13 protein-coding genes are annotated in these 16,190 nt (G+C 63.5%); 8 read left to right on the top strand and 5 right to left on the bottom strand.

Annotated elements, in window-relative coordinates; genetic code table 11:
* The first annotated feature begins 111 nt into the window (after window positions 1-111).
* The 5 genes from JNB89_RS09030 (at window position 112) to JNB89_RS09010 (ending at window position 5,748) form a co-directional block, all read left to right on the top strand.
* On the top strand, window positions 112-1,623 hold the full coding sequence (locus tag JNB89_RS09030; RefSeq protein ID WP_220361952.1) for an NCS1 family nucleobase:cation symporter-1: 1,512 nt from the start codon (window positions 112-114) through the stop codon (window positions 1,621-1,623).
* Between the two features lie 50 nt (window positions 1,624-1,673).
* Entirely contained in the window at window positions 1,674-3,125 is a 1,452-nt protein-coding gene (hydA, locus tag JNB89_RS09025; RefSeq protein WP_220361951.1) for a dihydropyrimidinase, read from the top strand.
* Window positions 3,126-3,498: 373 nt separating this feature from the next.
* Entirely contained in the window at window positions 3,499-4,281 is a 783-nt protein-coding gene (locus tag JNB89_RS09020) for an amino acid ABC transporter substrate-binding protein (RefSeq protein WP_220361950.1), read from the top strand.
* Between the two features lie 22 nt (window positions 4,282-4,303).
* The gene (locus JNB89_RS09015) at window positions 4,304-4,981 is read left to right on the top strand and encodes an amino acid ABC transporter permease (protein ID WP_013338679.1); all 678 of its coding nucleotides are present in this window, start codon (window positions 4,304-4,306) and stop codon (window positions 4,979-4,981) included.
* Window positions 4,981-5,748, top strand: coding sequence for an amino acid ABC transporter ATP-binding protein (locus tag JNB89_RS09010; RefSeq protein WP_220361949.1), 768 nt, complete (start codon window positions 4,981-4,983; stop codon window positions 5,746-5,748). The genes JNB89_RS09015 and JNB89_RS09010 overlap by 1 nt, the downstream gene beginning before the upstream one ends.
* Window positions 5,749-5,961: 213 nt before the next feature.
* On the opposite strand, the gene leuA is transcribed toward JNB89_RS09010, so the two are convergent.
* A complete protein-coding gene (gene leuA, locus JNB89_RS09005; RefSeq protein WP_220361948.1) occupies window positions 5,962-7,680 on the bottom strand; it encodes a 2-isopropylmalate synthase in 1,719 nt (572 codons plus the stop codon).
* A gap of 300 nt (window positions 7,681-7,980) precedes the next feature.
* Here leuA and JNB89_RS09000 point away from each other — a divergent pair, with 300 nt between their 5' ends.
* The gene (locus JNB89_RS09000; protein ID WP_220361947.1) at window positions 7,981-8,436 is read left to right on the top strand and encodes a hypothetical protein; all 456 of its coding nucleotides are present in this window, start codon (window positions 7,981-7,983) and stop codon (window positions 8,434-8,436) included.
* A gap of 257 nt (window positions 8,437-8,693) precedes the next feature.
* Here JNB89_RS09000 and JNB89_RS08995 read toward each other — a convergent pair whose 3' ends face one another.
* The 3 genes from JNB89_RS08995 to JNB89_RS08985 form a co-directional block, all read right to left on the bottom strand.
* Window positions 8,694-10,640 carry a glycosyl transferase family 1 gene (locus tag JNB89_RS08995; RefSeq protein WP_220361946.1) on the bottom strand — a complete coding sequence of 649 codons (1,947 nt, stop codon included), beginning with the start codon at window positions 10,638-10,640 and terminating at the stop codon, window positions 8,694-8,696.
* Window positions 10,641-10,783: 143 nt separating this feature from the next.
* Entirely contained in the window at window positions 10,784-12,055 is a 1,272-nt protein-coding gene (locus JNB89_RS08990) for a DUF3443 domain-containing protein (protein WP_220361945.1), read from the bottom strand.
* A 132-nt stretch (window positions 12,056-12,187) separates the two neighbouring features.
* Window positions 12,188-12,646: a DUF2844 domain-containing protein gene (locus JNB89_RS08985; protein ID WP_220361944.1), complete on the bottom strand. Its 459-nt coding sequence runs from the start codon at window positions 12,644-12,646 to the stop codon at window positions 12,188-12,190.
* 346 nt (window positions 12,647-12,992) lie between these two features.
* On the opposite strand from JNB89_RS08985, the gene bamC reads away from it, so the two are divergent.
* Complete coding sequence (gene bamC / locus JNB89_RS08980; protein WP_013338686.1) at window positions 12,993-14,225, top strand: outer membrane protein assembly factor BamC; 1,233 nt, start codon at window positions 12,993-12,995, stop codon at window positions 14,223-14,225.
* Window positions 14,226-14,410: 185 nt separating this feature from the next.
* A complete protein-coding gene (locus JNB89_RS08975) occupies window positions 14,411-14,575 on the top strand; it encodes a hypothetical protein (protein WP_220361943.1) in 165 nt (54 codons plus the stop codon).
* Between the two features lie 439 nt (window positions 14,576-15,014).
* Here JNB89_RS08975 and JNB89_RS08970 read toward each other — a convergent pair whose 3' ends face one another.
* Window positions 15,015-15,941, bottom strand: a complete 927-nt coding sequence (locus JNB89_RS08970) for a DMT family transporter (protein ID WP_135893341.1) — start codon at window positions 15,939-15,941, stop codon at window positions 15,015-15,017.
* Window positions 15,942-16,190: the final 249 nt, after the last annotated feature.

Here is a 16,190-nt window from a genome sequence, read left to right as displayed (position 1 = left end):
CGGGCACTTTCTGTCATTTGCGCAGTGCTTGTGCAGGAGCCGTGTTTCCCTTAACGCCCGACGCGCCGCAAGAAGCCGCGCGGGCTGCAACGTTCAAGTGGAGATCTTTCGATGAAGCAGACCGCGCAACCCGCCGACCCGCAATTCGCGGCCGGCGCGCACAGCAGCAGTCTTTACAACGACGACCTCGCGCCGACCGGCACTGCGCAGCGCACATGGCGCTGGTATCACTTCGCGGCGCTGTGGGTCGGCATGGTGATGAACATTGCGTCATACATGCTGGCCGCCGGCTTGACCGAACAGGGCATGTCGCCGTGGCAGGCGGTGTTGACCGTGTTGCTCGGCAATTTGATCGTGCTCGTGCCCATGCTGCTGATCGGCCACGCGGGCGCGAAGCACGGCATTCCGTATGCGGTGCTGGTGCGCTCGTCGTTCGGCACCCAGGGCGCGAAGCTGCCTGCAATGCTGCGCGCCATCGTGGCGTGCGGCTGGTACGGCATACAAACGTGGCTGGGCGGCAGCGCGATCTATACGCTACTGAATATTCTGACCGGCAACGCGCTGCATGGCGCGGCCTTGCCGTTCATCGACATTTCCATTGGACAGCTCGCCTGTTTTCTCTTCTTCTGGGCGCTGCAGATTTACTTCATCGTGCACGGCACAGATTCGATCCGCTGGCTCGAAAGCTGGTCGGCGCCGATCAAGATTGTGATGTGCGTGGCGCTCGTATGGTGGGCGACGTCGAAGGCGGGCGGCCTCGGCTCGATGCTTTCCGCACCGTCGCAGTTCGTGCCGGGCGGCAAGAAAGAGGGGATGTTCTGGGCCACGTTCTGGCCGGGCCTCACTGCGATGGTCGGCTTTTGGGCCACGCTCGCGCTGAACATTCCCGACTTCACACGCTTTGCAAGAACACAGCGCGACCAGATGGTCGGACAGTCGATCGGCTTGCCGGTGCCGATGGCTTTGCTCTCGGTGATCTCCGTCGTCGTGACCTCGGCGACCGTGGTGATCTACGGCAAGGCGATCTGGGACCCGATCGATCTGACGAGCCGGATGACGGGCATTGGCGTCGGACTGGCGCTCATTATTCTCACGCTCGACACCATGTGCTGCAATCTGGCCGCGAATCTCGTCGGCCCCGCCTATGATTTTTCGAGCCTGTGGCCCAAAGGCATTTCGTATCGCGCGGGCGGCATGATTACCGCGACCATTGCGATCGTGATGATGCCGTGGAAGATTCTCGCGACCACGCAGGGCTATATCTTCACGTGGCTCGTCGGCTATTCGGCGTTGCTGGGTCCGGTGGCAGGCATTCTGATGGTCGACTACTTCCTGATTCGCGGCACGCGCCTCGATACGCGCGAGCTTTTCGACGAACGCGGCGAATACAGCTATACGGGCGGCTGGAACATTGGCGCGGTGGTGGCGCTCGTGATCGGCGTGCTGCCGAATCTGCCCGGTTTCCTGCACACTGCCTTTCCGGCTTCGTTTGCCAACGTGCCGTCGATCTTCAATACGCTCTATACGTATGCGTGGTTTGTCGGGCTTGCATTGGCGTCCGTCGTGTATAGCGCCTGGATGAAGTTCAGCAAGGGACCGAGTGCGCGCGTGGCGAGCGCGTAGACAATAACGCAGACGGCAGCGATATACGCAAGTTCACAAGGAGGCGGAACATGACGACCCTGATTCGCGGCGGCACGATCATCGACGCGGAAAACACCTACCGTGCCGACGTGTTATGTGCCGACCCGCAGGACGGCGGCACGATCCTGCAGATCGGCACGGACCTCGCGGCCCCGGCGGACGCGTCGATAGTCGACGCGGGCGGCCAGTACGTGATGCCGGGCGGCATCGATCCGCACACGCATATGGAACTGCCGTTCATGGGCACCACGGCGAGCGACGATTTCTACACCGGCACGGCGGCCGGATTGTCGGGCGGCACGACGAGCATCATCGACTTCGTGATTCCCAGTCCTAAGCAAAGCCTGATGGAAGCGTTCAACGAGTGGCGCGGCTGGGCCGGGAAGGCGGCGGCGGATTATGGCTTTCATGTGGCTGTGACGTGGTGGGACGACTCGGTGTACCGCGACATGGGCACGCTCGTGCATGAGCACGGTGTGTCGAGCTTCAAGCATTTCATGGCCTACAAGAACGCGATCATGGCCGACGACGAAGTGCTGGTGAACAGCTTCTCGCGTTCGCTCGAACTCGGCGCGCTGCCCACCGTGCATGCGGAAAACGGCGAGCTGGTGTTTCAGTTGCAGCGTCAGTTGCTCGCAAAGGGCTTTACCGGTCCGGAGGCTCATCCGCTATCGCGGCCGCCGGAGGTGGAAGGCGAGGCCGCCAATCGCGCGATTCGCATTGCGCAGGTGCTGGGCGTGCCGGTGTATATCGTGCACGTGTCCGCGAAAGACGCGGTCGACGCGATTTCGCGCGCGCGCAGCGAGGGGCTGCGCGTATTCGGCGAAGTGCTGCCGGGGCACCTGGTGATAGACGAAGCGGTGTATCGCGACCCCGACTGGACGCGCGCGGCGGCCCATGTGATGAGCCCGCCGTTTCGCTCGGCCGAGCATCGCGAAGCACTATGGCGCGGCTTGCAGGCCGGGCAGCTGCATACCACGGCCACCGATCACTGCGTCTTTTGCGCATCGCAGAAGGCAATGGGCCGCGAAGACTTCACGAAGATCCCAAACGGCTGCGGCGGCGTGGAAGACCGCATGGCCGTGCTATGGCATCACGGCGTGAACTCGGGGCGTCTCACGCCCAATGAGTTCGTGCGTATCACGTCCACCAACGCCGCGCAAATCTTCAATCTGTATCCGCGCAAAGGCGCAATACGCGTGGGCGCCGATGCGGACATCGTCGTATGGGACCCGCATGCAAGCAAGACCATTTCGGTGAAGACGCATCATCAGAACGTGGACTTCAACGTCTTCGAAGGAATGACCGTGCAGGGCGTGGCCATGCACACGCTCACGCGCGGCGCGCTTGCGTGGACCGATGGCGAGTTGCGCGCGGTGCGTGGCGCGGGCCGTTATCAGAAGCGTCCGCCCAACCCGGCCTACTTCGATGCGATCCGGGTGTCCAACCGGCTCAAAGAGCCGCACCCGGTGGAGCGGTAGAGGTTTTGCAAGCCTGACCGGCGGCGCGGGCATGCCACGCCCGCGCCGCATTTGCCACGCTGCCGCGCATTCGCTGCGGCACAAGCGTCTCGCGTTTTCCCCGATGGCGCCGCGCCCACCTTCCATGTTGCGATGCATGCCGCGCATTCGTATCTGCTGTAGAGTTGAAACTCGCGCGATGACGAACGCCGCGGATGCGGCTTAGCACGCATATGCATATGAATTGGAAACCTGATCCTTTGTAAAAAGGCAAGCCGTTTGCTACAGTCCGCCCACTCCGCCGGGCGCGCTGCCTGCGGGACTGCCGACACAAGACCAGGCATACGGCCTGGCCACACCAGGCATTGCGCCTGGCCACTTTAGGGAGCCTCTCATGAAGTCGATTCGTTCCATTGTTCTGGTTGCGCTGCTGCATGCGGTCGCCGCGAGCCCCGTCTTCGCAGCCGATGAATTCGCGCAGATCAAGTCCTCGGGCGTGTTCAGGATCGGCACCGAAGGCACTTATGCGCCGTTCACGTACCACGACGAATCGGGCAAGCTGACCGGCTTCGACGTGGAGATCGGCACGCAGATCGCGCAGCGTCTTGGCGTCAAGCCGCAATTCGTCGAGGGCAAATGGGACGGCCTGATCGCGGGGCTCGACGTGAACCGCTACGACGCGGTGATCAATGAAGTGGCGGTTACGGACGCGCGCAAGGCGAAATACGATTTCTCGGACCCGTACATCACGTCGCACGCGGCGCTGATCGTGCGCTCGGACAACACCACCATCAAGACTTTCGACGACCTGAAAGGCAAGAAGTCGGCCAATACGCTCACCAGCAACTTCGGCAAGATAGCAGCGGCGCACGGCGCCGAAGTGATTCCGGTGCAGGGCTTCAACGAATCGATCGACCTGTTGACCGCGGGGCGGGTGGATGCAACCGTCAACGATTCGCTGTCGTTCCTCGACTTCAAGAAGCACAAGCCGAATGCAAAGGTGAAGATTGCCGCGCTGGATACGTCGGGCGAGAGCAGCGACAAGTCCGCTGTGCTGATCCGCAAGGGCAGCCCGGAACTCGTCGCGGCCATCAACAAGGCGCTCGCGGATATGAAGAAAGACGGCACGTACGCGAAGATTTCGCAGAAGTACTTCGGCAAGGACGTCTCCCAGTAAACGCCTTTTGCGAGTCTGAATCATGCCGGCATGGTTGCATCTGATGGCACAGTCGCTGTGGCCCCTGCTGTATGCGGGGCTCGTGTTCACGGTGCCGCTCACGCTGGCGTCGTTCGCTATCGGTCTCGCGCTCGCGTTTATCGTCGCGCTCGTGCGGCTGTTCGGGCCGAAGTGGGCGGTGGCGGCGGTGCGCTTTTACGTGTGGCTCTTTCGTGGCTCACCGTTGCTCGTGCAACTATTCGTGATCTTCTATGGCTTGCCGAACGTCGGCATCGTGCTCGATCCGTTGACAGCCGCGATTATCGGTTTTTCGCTGAACGTGGGCGCCTACAACTCGGAGGTGATACGCGGCGTGATCGAGTCGATCCCGAAAGGGCAGTGGGAAGCCGCATATTCGATGGGCATGACGCGCGAGCAGGCGCTGCGTCGTGCGATCCTTCCGCAAGCGGCGCGTGTCGCGCTGCCGCCGCTATCGAACTCATTTATTGCGCTCGTGAAGGACACCTCGCTCGCGGCGGTGCTGACCGTGCCCGAGGTGTTCCAGGCCGCGCAGCGAATTGCTTCGGTGACCTACGAACCGTTGATCCTGTACACCGAGGCGGCGCTCGTCTATCTGCTGTTCAGCTCGGTGCTGTCTTCGGCGCAGGTGAGGCTCGAGCGCAAGTTCGGCCGTCATGCACTCTTTCAGGCGGGCAACTGATGATCCGACTGGAAAAAATCGACAAATACTTCAGCGGGCACCGTGTGCTCGATTCGGTCGATCTGCAACTGGCGCAAGGCAACGTGACCGCGCTCATCGGTCCGTCGGGCAGCGGTAAAAGCACGCTGCTGCGCTGCGTGAATCTGCTTGAAATTCCCGAGGCCGGTTCGCTCGAAATCGGCGATCAGAGGCTCACGTTTACTCGGGACGAGCGGCCGTCGCGCGAAACGGTGCTCACCATTCGGCGCCGTACCGGCATGGTGTTTCAGAACTTCCAGCTGTTTCCACATTTGACGGTGCGTCAGAACGTGATGGAAGGGCTGCTGACCGTGCTCAAGTGGGATAAGGAAAAAGCGCGCGCCCGCGCCGACGAACTGCTCGAAAAAGTGGGCATCGCGCATAAAGGCGATGCGTGGCCCGTCACCCTCTCGGGCGGGCAGCAGCAACGCGTGGCGATTGCGCGCGCGTTGGCGCCGTCGCCGGAAGTGTTGCTGTGCGACGAACCCACCTCCGCGCTCGATCCCGGCCTTGCCGCCGAAGTGGTGGAAGTGCTCAAGCAACTCGCAAGCGAAGGCATGACCATGCTGATGGCCACGCACGACTTGCGGCTCGCGGCGACAATCGCGCGCGACGTGGTGTTTCTGAACAATGGCGTGGTGGTGGAGTCGGGTCCGTCGCGCGATGTCTTCATGCGGCCGAAGCAGGAGGAGACCGCGCGCTTCGTGTCGACGCTCACGCACAGCTTGCCTGATGCGTGGTCCGAGTAGAAGGCGGGGTTTGTCGCACGGCAGGTGTGGGTAGGTACGCCGCTCGGGTTGGGGTATACAGCAAAGGCTGCTGTGAGCCCAAAAAACCGCACCCCCGAAATTGGACACAGGTCCAACCTTTGGGGTGCTTCACCGTTTTCCCGGACTCGCGGTGCGGCGGCTCAGCCCGCGCGCTTTCGCGAGTCCGGTCATCGCCACCCGGCTAGCTGCCGCTCATGCCTCCGCGCGCTCGGCTTCGTCACTCAGCGCCGTATCGAAGAAGCGTTGCTTCGCTGCTTCGCTGGCACGCGCATAAGCGCGGTTCACACCGCTGATTACCGCGCGAATCGACGCCGTCACCAGATTGGCGTCGATACCCACGCCGAACGCGCTGCCGGTTACGTCGGCACCGGCCATTTCAGCGACGGCCACCGCGCGCGCATCCGCGCCTTGCGTCAACGCGCGCTCCTCGTAGTGCTGGATACGCACCGGCACGTCGAGCGCATGCATGAGAGCGTCGAGCGGACCATTGCCTTCACCGTGCAACACGCGGCGCGCGCCGTTGATGTCGACAGTCAGCTTGATGCGCTCGCGTCCGTTCTGCTCGGACAGGCTGTGGCCGACGTAATGAACCGGCGCCGCGGTGCGCACATATTCCTGCTGGAACAATTCCCAGATCTGCGGCGAGGTGACTTCCTGTCCGCTCGTATCGGTAAAGCGCTGCACGGCCGAGCTGAAATCCACCTGCAGGCGACGCGGCAACACCACGCCGTAGCTCTGCTCGAGCAGATACGCAATGCCGCCCTTACCCGACTGGCTGTTCACGCGAATCACGGAGTCGTAGGTGCGGCCGAGGTCGTTCGGATCGATCGGCATATAGGGCACTTCCCACAACGCGTCCGGCTTCTGCGCGGCAAAGCCCTTCTTGATCGCGTCCTGGTGCGAGCCGGAGAACGCCGTGAACACCAGGTCGCCGACATACGGGTGACGCGGATGCACCGGCAACTGCGTGCACTCCTCGGCGGTGCGTGCGATTTCGTTGATGTTCGAGAAGTCGAGCCCCGGGTCGACGCCCTGCGTGTACAGATTCAACGCGAGGGTGACGAGGTCGACGTTGCCGGTGCGCTCGCCGTTGCCGAACAGGCACCCTTCGATGCGGTCCGCGCCGGCCATCACCGCGAGTTCCGCGGCGGCGACAGCCGTGCCGCGGTCGTTATGCGGATGCACGGAGACGATCAGCGAATCGCGGCGGGCGAGGTTGCGGTGCATCCATTCGATCTGGTCGGCGTACACGTTCGGGGTCGCCATTTCAACCGTCGCCGGCAGGTTGACGATGGCTTTGTGTTCAGGCGTCGGTTGCCAGATGTCGAATACGGCGTCGCAGACTTCCTTGGCGAATTCCAGTTCGGTGCCGCTGAACACTTCCGGGCTGTACTGCAGCGTGAAGTGCGTTTCCGGCGCGGCGTCGGCAAGACGCTTCATGGTGCGCGCGGCTTTTTGCGCGAGTTCCTTCACGCCGTTCTGGTCGAGGCCGAACACGATCTTGCGGAATTCCGGCGCTGTCGCGTTGTACAGGTGGACGATCGCGCGCGGCGCACCACGCAACGACTCGAAGGTGCGTTCGATCAGGTCGTCGCGAGCCTGAGTCAACACTTCGATCGTGACGTCGTCGGGAATATGGCCGCCCTCGATCAGCTCGCGCACGAAATTGAAATCGGTTTGCGACGCCGACGGGAACGCGACCTCGATCTCCTTGAAGCCGATCTGCACCAGCGTCTTGAACATGCGCATCTTGCGTTCGCTGTTCATCGGCTCGAACAGTGCCTGGTTGCCGTCGCGCAGGTCGGTGCTCATCCAGATCGGCGCGCGCGTAATGGTGCGCGACGGCCACTGGCGGTCCGTCAAATTGATGGGCTTGAACGAGCGGTACTTGGTGGCAGGGTTTTTCAACATTTTCATCGTCCGTGGATTCGACAGGCAGGTAGTCGACCGGACGACAAAAACGTAAAGCAGGGCCGCCGGTCGGGAACCGGGGCTGGTCAGTTACTGGGGAATTATGCGGTGCTTCGGGTGATTCAGTTGGAAGCGCGCAGCAGCAGACCTAGCCCGGTAGAGCGGGCTAGTAGTAGCGATAGGGTGGTCTGGGCGCGGTACATAGTGCGCAATGGGAACATATTATTGGGACGGCGTCAAGCACAGGCTTGTGCACGCGCCCAGGCTACAATTCGCGACGGTTTGACAAACGGAACGTCAATGAAGATTCGGATTCTCACTCTCGCGTGCGTCTCGACCACTGCGGCACTGCTCGCGGCCTGCACCGCTGTCTACAAGAACTCCGACGCGTGCGAGCAGTTAATGCGCAGCAAGCTGGCGCAAACATCGTCCGATACGCTGAAGATCCGGCATACGGGCGCCGGTATCGACGGTTCGCGCGTGGTGGTGGAAGGATCGATCGAACACGTGATGACGGCGTCCGAAGTTGCGGCGGCGCGTGCCGCTTCGGCGGTCGGGGCGGGGACCGGGGCGGCTTCCGAAGCCCGAGCGGCTGCGCAAGCGCAGGCACCGGGCTCGGACAAGCCGAAAAAGGCCATTCAAGCCGCGGCCGCCGAGTGCACGTTTCATGGCCCCGTTCTCGGCACGTTTAGCTGGCTTGCGCCAGCAAAGCTGGCCGCGCCGTCGGGGCAAGACGAGAACGAGGCGGACGAATAAAGCGGACGAATAAAGCAGAAAGCAGAGTGGACGAACAAAGCTCCACGACGCAACGATTACCGGCGTGCGTGAAGAAGCCACGCCAGCGTGCGTGAAGAGACCACGGCCGAGGGCACGGCAGAGCGCTGCCGCCGCGGCCGTGCCATGCGAGAACAAAAGCTCACTCGCGCCAGTACAGGTTGCGCATGCGGCGCCGCCACCCGCGTGGTGTGCGGACGGCCGCGCCGGCCCTCAGGCAAGCATTTGCCGCACAACGCTCAGCTCGTTACCTCGACTTCACGCCGGCTGCGCGTTTTTTCCATCAGGGCGAGCACGCTTTCGGGAAACGCTTCGGGGTGGCCTTCAAAGCAGCGCTCGACCGCTTGTGTATCGAGCAACTGCTGCCGCAACGCTATACGTTCGTCGTGCCCGTCGATCATGCGGACTGCTGCCGCTATATAACCCGCTGTGTCGTCTGCCGTGGTCCACAGCGGCATGCCCACGCGCTGGAACAGCGCGCTGTCAATCCGCTCGAACACCTCACGCCCGCGCATGCACACGCCAGGCAGGCCGAGCGTGAGCGCGTCAACGATGCCATTGGTATTGCCGAACGGGAACGGGCTCAGGAACAGATCGGAGCCATTGACCCGCTCCATATAGCCCGGATACTGATGGAACCCATGCACGACCGATCCAGGCAACGCGCGGCCGATTACCTCGCGCATATGATCGAGCGGCAGACCGGGATGCACGCCGCTCATGAAATGAAACTCGACGGGCGTTGTGGCGCGCGCCCCGATTTCCCTGCATGCGTCGAGAAACGCGGGGTTCAGCTTCATCGCGCTCGCGGTAATGACGACCTGCAGCGTGGCGCGTGCCGGCCCAAGGGGGGGGACGCCAGCAGGAACGACAGCAGGAACGACGCCGGGAACGACAGCAGGAACGATGGCCGGCAGCGCGACGGAAGGCCGGTACGGCTGCCCGTCTTTCGGCAGCTTCATGATGCGCTCGCTGAAGCAGGCCGGATCGCCGAGATAGTCTTCCTCCACGCTGACGTAGTCGATCTTGTCCGAGTGCGTGGTGGCCGGGTGCCCGAGCCCCGCTATCTGCACCGGCGCGACCCGCAGGTTCGACATGAAGATGGTCATTACGAACATGCCGACGCTCGGCATGTACAGCACGTCCGGCTTTTCCCGCTCGGCAAAATCGCGAATAGTGTGCAGACATTCGCCGATGTACTCCGGCTCCTCGAGTTCGATAAAACGGTCGAAAACGGCTCGGCCGATGTCATCGATTGCATAACCGAAGCCGAAGGCCACCACTTCGAAATGCTTGCGCGCAGCCTCCAGCGTGCGTGAGTGCGTCCGGTAGATGGAATGCGCGCCGCCGAACCATTCGAGCACCACCAGCATGAGCGGCTTCTTGCGCCGCTTCGCCTTGGTTTTTGAGTTTGCCTTCGCCTTCGCCACGCCGGATGGAGGCGGCGCCGGCAGGTCGCTCAGGCCGAGTTGCGCAAGCTTGCGCCGCACCAGCACGTTGATGTCGCGCTTGATCTCATGCCGGCGAGGCGACTGGGCGTAGCTGCAGAACATGTAGGCGTTATGCAGCAGGGCAGTGGGCAGGTCGTCGAGGTCTTCGATCTCCTGCAGTTTGCCAGGCAGCCATTCGATCAGCGCCTCGCGCTTCACGTGCGCGTTCGCCGAGCCCTTGAAAACCGGTGCGAACAGGACAAGCGCGAGGCAGGCGGCAAGCACTTTGTCGTACGCCCACAGCGCGGCAAACTCCAGTTCGAACTCGGACTCCGTCGAATAAAGTACGCAGAGCTTTTCCACAAAAGTGTCGCCCGGCAGAAACTGCCGGTCTTGCGGGCCGCGCGGGTTCAGGTGGCGCGCCACATGGTCTGCATTGCCGAACGGTGTGACGGAAAACAGCAAGCCGACCCATTCGTGCAACGTCAAAAAAAGCCTGAAGCAGTCGGCCGGCGGCGTGAATGTGGGATCGGAAAACAGTGTGGAAGCCGCGCTCGCGAGCCGCGTGCAGAAGCGCTTGCGTTGCTCGGCAGGCGTGAGGCCGATCATGCCCGACGCGAGGAAGCTCTCGTCGAGCAGGCCGCGCTTGTGCTGCATCAGCGCGAGTGCGCAGAGCAACTGGACGGTTGCGCGGTTATGCTGCCGCGTATAAACCAGTTGCTCGAAATCGTCGAGGGAAAAGGTGGCGTCTTGCATTGGTTGGCGGTGGGTAGTTTTGCATGACTAACTATCTTCCTGGAAGCGTTAGCCGCGAACAGCCATTATCGCAGCCACCCAATATCGAATTTATGCGGTGCGTCAGTTTGTGAATTTTCGGCACATCAAATGCGGTCTTGCCTTCAGAAGGCGTAGTACGGCCCCGGTCCCGCGGACGTCATGCGCGAGGCAATCGCCGTGTACACGCGCCGGCCGAAGAAGAACGGCAAGCCCCAGCCGAAGCTGCTCGCGGCAGGCCCCGCGAGATTGTTGAACGCATTATTTGCTGACGCAAACAGCTCGCGCGAGTTGCCGACATTGAAGGTCACCGTGTTCGAAGCGCCGTTCGCTCCGGTGATCGTCGCGCTCGCTGTTTGCGTCGAAGCAGGGCAATACCAGTAGCCGCACTGCGGCAGTTGCGTGTCGCGATAGAAGAGACCGTTCGAGCCCGTGTCGAGATAGCTCTGCGTGTAGAGCTGCCCGTTCTGCGTCGTGCTGACGTAGCCGGTTTGCGCACTGCCTTTGAGCACGCCCGCGCCGCCAAGCGTGTTGTTCGCCTGCGTGTCGATGCCGAAGATCATCGAACCGGACACGGTAAGCGCGCCCTCGTCAGGAATGGCGGGCAGATCGATCACCACGCCGTTGTTGTCGAGCGGGAAGCGGCTGACGGGATTCACCACCTGCTGCGCGAGCGGCTGCGTGCTCGGTTGGCAGGCGCCGCTCGGGTCGCAGCTGTAGTACCAGCGGGGCAGGGCGGCGTTCGCGCAGGCGCCGCCGCAGTCGGCCGCGAACACGCCGACGCCGAGAATCCCGTTGGCGCGCAAGGTGTCGAGCGTGAGCATTGACGGGCCGGAGGCGGCGCAGTCCGAGGGCACCGACGGCACGGAAGGGTCCGCAATCAGCTGGATTGGAATTGCCGCGGCGAGCTGTCCGGCCATGCGCACGTCGGCGCTGCGCACGGCGCCCCACGCGTAGCCGCCGCCGAACACCGCGCATTCGCCGGACACGCCGCCGCTCGCGGGCACTGCGGCGAGCGGCAGGCTGGCAGGCAGCGCCGAGGCAAGAATGCGCAGGCCGTGCGAGCCGGTGTCGACCTGAATGTTGTCGATGGTCGCGCAGTTGCCGGTGCCTGGCTGACACAACGTGACGCTCGTGGTCAGCATATTGCGCGTGAGATGCGGTGCGGCGTGCACGACGATCGGCTGAACGTTCGGCGTATTCGATTGGGCGACGCTCGTGCCGCCGGGCGCGGGAGCCGCAAGCGGTGCGGAGGCGGCCGCCGGCGCGCTGGCCGTGCCGACGGGAGCGGCGGCCGGTGTGCTGCCGCCACCGCCACCGCCGCCGCCACTGCCGCCGCAAGCGGCGAGCGCGGCACAGAGAACGAACAGGACGCTGGGAAGGGCGTTTGGTTTCATGGCGTCAGGGGCGATAGTTTTTGTGTTTGTGGAGGACCGGCGCGTTAGCGGAACGCGGCGCGGGCGTCGGGGCTTCGACGCGGATTGCGCCGCAACCGTCCGCGCCAGGCAGCGGCCGGATGCGAACGACGCTCAGTGCAGGTCGTCCGCCGACACGCCCGGCGGCAACGCGGCGGGAAGCCACGCGCGGCCCGCATAGCCGCGCATCGGACCGCCCGATTCGACGATCACGTCCGGCCGCGCGACGCGCGACGCGTGCAGATTGCCGGTCGCCGCCGCAGCCGCTGCGCCCGCGCGGTAAGAGCCGGCGTACTTGCCGAGCAGCGCGGCCAGATCCGGCATGGTCGGCCCTTGCCACGTGTAGGCGACGATCTCGCCGTTGCTCGTCCCATACTCGTTGATGGTCGTGTTGCCCGCATCCGTCGAGGTGCGCATGCGCAGCGCGCCGTTGAGCACGTTTTGCGGCGCGCTGGCGCCTGCTTTGGCCGCCATCACAGCACCGAGTTGCGCGCAAGCATTTGCGCTGCTGCATAGCGTCGCGACAGCCATTACGGAGGCGGACAGAAGGCGGGAAGGATCGGGTTGCGGCATGGCGTTATCTCCTGCGTAGGACGCCCAAGGCTTGCTGCAAGGGCGTTTTGAAGATAGCACTCGTGCTGGCTAACCACGCCTGGCGCCAATCTCGCGGGTTTGCGTCATCCCAAAAGCGGCAGGTGCCGAATCTCAAAAAGAGCCTTTGAAAACAATATCCTGACAAGCGATAGGCACGGCTCTGACAAGCTATTAGGAATCGTTGTCGATTGTTAAAAGTGTCTCGTGCAGGAGTCCGTCTCGGGCGGGGCAAACCCCACTTTTTGCACAGGGCTCGCCGGGATCGGTAAAATGTTGGGTTGATCCACGGAAACTTGCCGTGGCGTAGCGGAAGGATTCCCCGAACATGACTGATCTTCGTCTTACCAAGCGGTTCGCAGTAATGCTGATGGCAGGCGGGCTGGTCGCCGGCTGCGGCACGTCGTCGCCGACCAAGGTCGACTACAAGAGCGACTCCAAATCGAAGCAGGTGTCACTTGCCGTCCCGCCGAATCTGATCGACGAGACGGCCGATCAGCGTTCCTTGCCCCCGCAAGGCGGCGAAACCTCGTTGTCCACGCTGCGTCAGGTGCAGGCGCAGGCGCCCGCCGCGAACACCCTGTCCGTCGTGCCGCCGGTGAGCGGCATGCACATTCAGCGCGACGGCACGGAAAGCTGGCTCGTCATCGACAACAAGGCGCCGGCGCAGGCCTGGCCGCAGATTCGCCGCTTCTGGCAGGAGCAGGGCTTCCTGCTGGTCGTCGATCAGCGCGACAAGGGCGTGATGGAGACAGACTGGAACGAAACGCACGCGCAGATCAACGACGGCCTGATCCGCAGCACGCTGTCCAAGGCCATGGGCAACAGCTACGTCACGTCCGAACGCAACAAGTACCGCACCCGCCTCGAAGCGGCGCCCAATGGCGGCACGTATGTGTTCATCAGCCAGAAGGGCATGCGCGAAGCGTTGACCGGCACGAACAACGACTCGAGCACGTGGCAGCCCAAGCCGAATGATCCCGGCCTCGAACAGGAATATCTGAAGCGCCTGATGGCTGCACTGGCACTCGCCGATTCGCGCACGAAGGCGGGCGGCGCGCAGAGCGCCGAGCTCTCGCCCGCGGGTGCCCAGGCGGCGCCTGGTGCGGCGAGCGCAGGTGCGAAGTCGGCGGCCGCGGCCACGGCTGCGCAGAACGTCGTGCTGGCGGCACAGCAGCCCGTGCGCGATCCGCAGTCGGCGGGCGGCTCGGCGCAGCTAACGTCGAACGAGCTGACACTTGGCGAACCCTACGACCGCGCCTGGCTGCGGGTGGGCTTGGCGCTCGATCGCAGCAACTTCACCGTCGACGATCGCGATCTGACGCGCGGCCTGTACTTCGTGCGCTATGTCGATCCGAAGGATATGTCGTCGGCTGAGCAGGGTTTCTGGAGCCAGGTGTTCCACGGCAAGAAAGAGAAGGTCGCCAAGCAGTACCGCGTGAACGTGCGTGCGCTCACGCCGGATCAAACGCGCGTGGCCGTGGTCGACGACAAGGGCGGTATCGACGAAAGCCCGCAGGCAAAGCAGATTCTGAGTCTGATGGCCGACCAGTTGCACTGAAGCGCGCCGCTGGTGAACCAGCGGCAGGCAGTATGAGAACCCGCCGGGAGCATGGCGTTCCGGGCGGGTTTTTTTATGGCTTTCGCGTCGCCCGGCGGGCAGCGGGCGTCGCGCTTGCGAATCGCGCGCACACGTCTTGCTATCACGAAGATGCCGGCACGAACCGGCATTCGACGGAGATGGCCATGTTCGACGTGATTCCTTACTGGATGTGGGCCGCGAGCTTGCTGGTTCTCGCGCTCGTATGCGGCGCGGCACTCAACCCACGCGAGCCGCACGAACGGCGCGAGCCGCGCTTGGGGCGCAGCCGGCAGGTGAGCGTGCTGCGCTCGAAGTGGCCGATGCGTTGACGCATCGCAGCTTGTGGATTGCTAGCCGCGTGACGTCACGTTACTCGGCTGACGTTACGCCGGTGACGTAACTCTCCTCCGAACCAGCGAGCGGCTCGCCACGGCCCTCGTCACGCTGTCCAATTCCCTGCGAGATCAATAGGTTGCCGCAATTTTCTGCGGTTCTTCCATAACTGGCATACAAGGTGCTTTTTAGCTTGAAGGGGCCGGATGGCCAGATTCCCGCATTCCGGCACAAGCACCCCTTTCACGCACGTTGTTCAACCAGTTGAGCACCAGTCGAGCGTCGGTCATGCAGCCGACGCTCTGCTCAACGACGGCCGCGCGTCCAACGCGCAGGCCCCGGTGGCCCCGTCGCCTATCCTCGTAGGGCGACGGTTTTTGCCCGCACTCCGGCGGAGTGCGGGCTATTTTTCGCGCAGGCTGACACAGCCCCAAGTCAGGTATCCGCGTGCCGCGTGCCGAACCACGGCAAGCGCTTGACGACGCCGGTCGCCAATGCCGTACCCACGAGAATGACGGCGCAGCCTTCGAGCATGCCCGCCGACACGCCTTCGCCGAGAAACAGCGCGCCCCAAAGAATGCCGAAGATAGGGATCACGAACGTGACCGTGATGGCTCGCGCCGGGCCCGCCACGGCGATCAGGTGAAAGAACAGCATGTAGGCGATGCCCGTGCATGCCACGCCGAGCGCGAGCACTGCGCCCCACGCGTGCAGCGAGACCGGCGCGGCCGGCCAGTAGATCACCGCGAGCGGCAGCAGCACCACGGTCGCGCCGGTCATCGTGCCCGCGGCAACGGTAAGCGCATCGACGCCGGTCAGGTAACGTTTCGTATAGTTTGCCGCGATGCCATACAACAACGTCGCACCGAGCGCCGCGCCAGCGGCGAGAGCGGTGCCAAGCGGCGTGGCAGCCGAGCCGCTCGGCGCGGCGATCTGATCCCATACCAGCATGAGCACGCCGAGAAAACCGATCGCAAGGCCGAGTGTGCGCAGCCCGCTTAGCCGATCGCGCAGCCAGACGAACGCGACCAGGCCGCCCCACAGCGGCGTGGTCGCATTAATCACCGAGGTGACGCCCGCGGAGAGCGTCAACTCTGCATAGGCGAACAGGCAGAACGGCGCCGCCGAATTGAGAATGCCCACGACGAGCAGGGGCAAGGCTCGGGTGCGCAGAACCGTCGCGGATTGCTGCAACGGACGCCGCGCGAGCAGCACGACGATAAGAAACAGCGCGCCGATGCCAACGCGCAGCGCCATTAGCGGAGCGACGCCGAAGTCGGTTACGCCGACGCGGATAAACAGGAACGACGCGCCCCACAGGGCAGCGAGAATCAATAGCTGGAAAAGGTTTTTTGCGTTCATTGTGGTGGCGTCGCGCGCGGTTGAGTCGAGACGCCACGCGCATCGTAACAGCGCGTTAGCCCAAAACGTTTCACGTTCGAATGAAACGGCAAATACCGGGAGATGACGTCTGACACACGTGATCGTAAGCGTCGCCGTCTGACGCGCAAAGCGAGCAATTCTCACGCTGATGTGAGAAAAATTGCGACTCGTGACGACAGCAGCGACGAAGCCCAACGCCTGGCGCGGCAATCTCGCGAGTCCGCCGCG

This window comes from Paraburkholderia phenoliruptrix, assembly GCF_019511605.1.
GTDB lineage: Bacteria > Pseudomonadota > Gammaproteobacteria > Burkholderiales > Burkholderiaceae > Paraburkholderia > Paraburkholderia phenoliruptrix_A.
The sequence above is the reverse complement of the archived record's forward strand: the minus strand, read 5'-3'. Positions and strand labels throughout refer to the sequence as shown.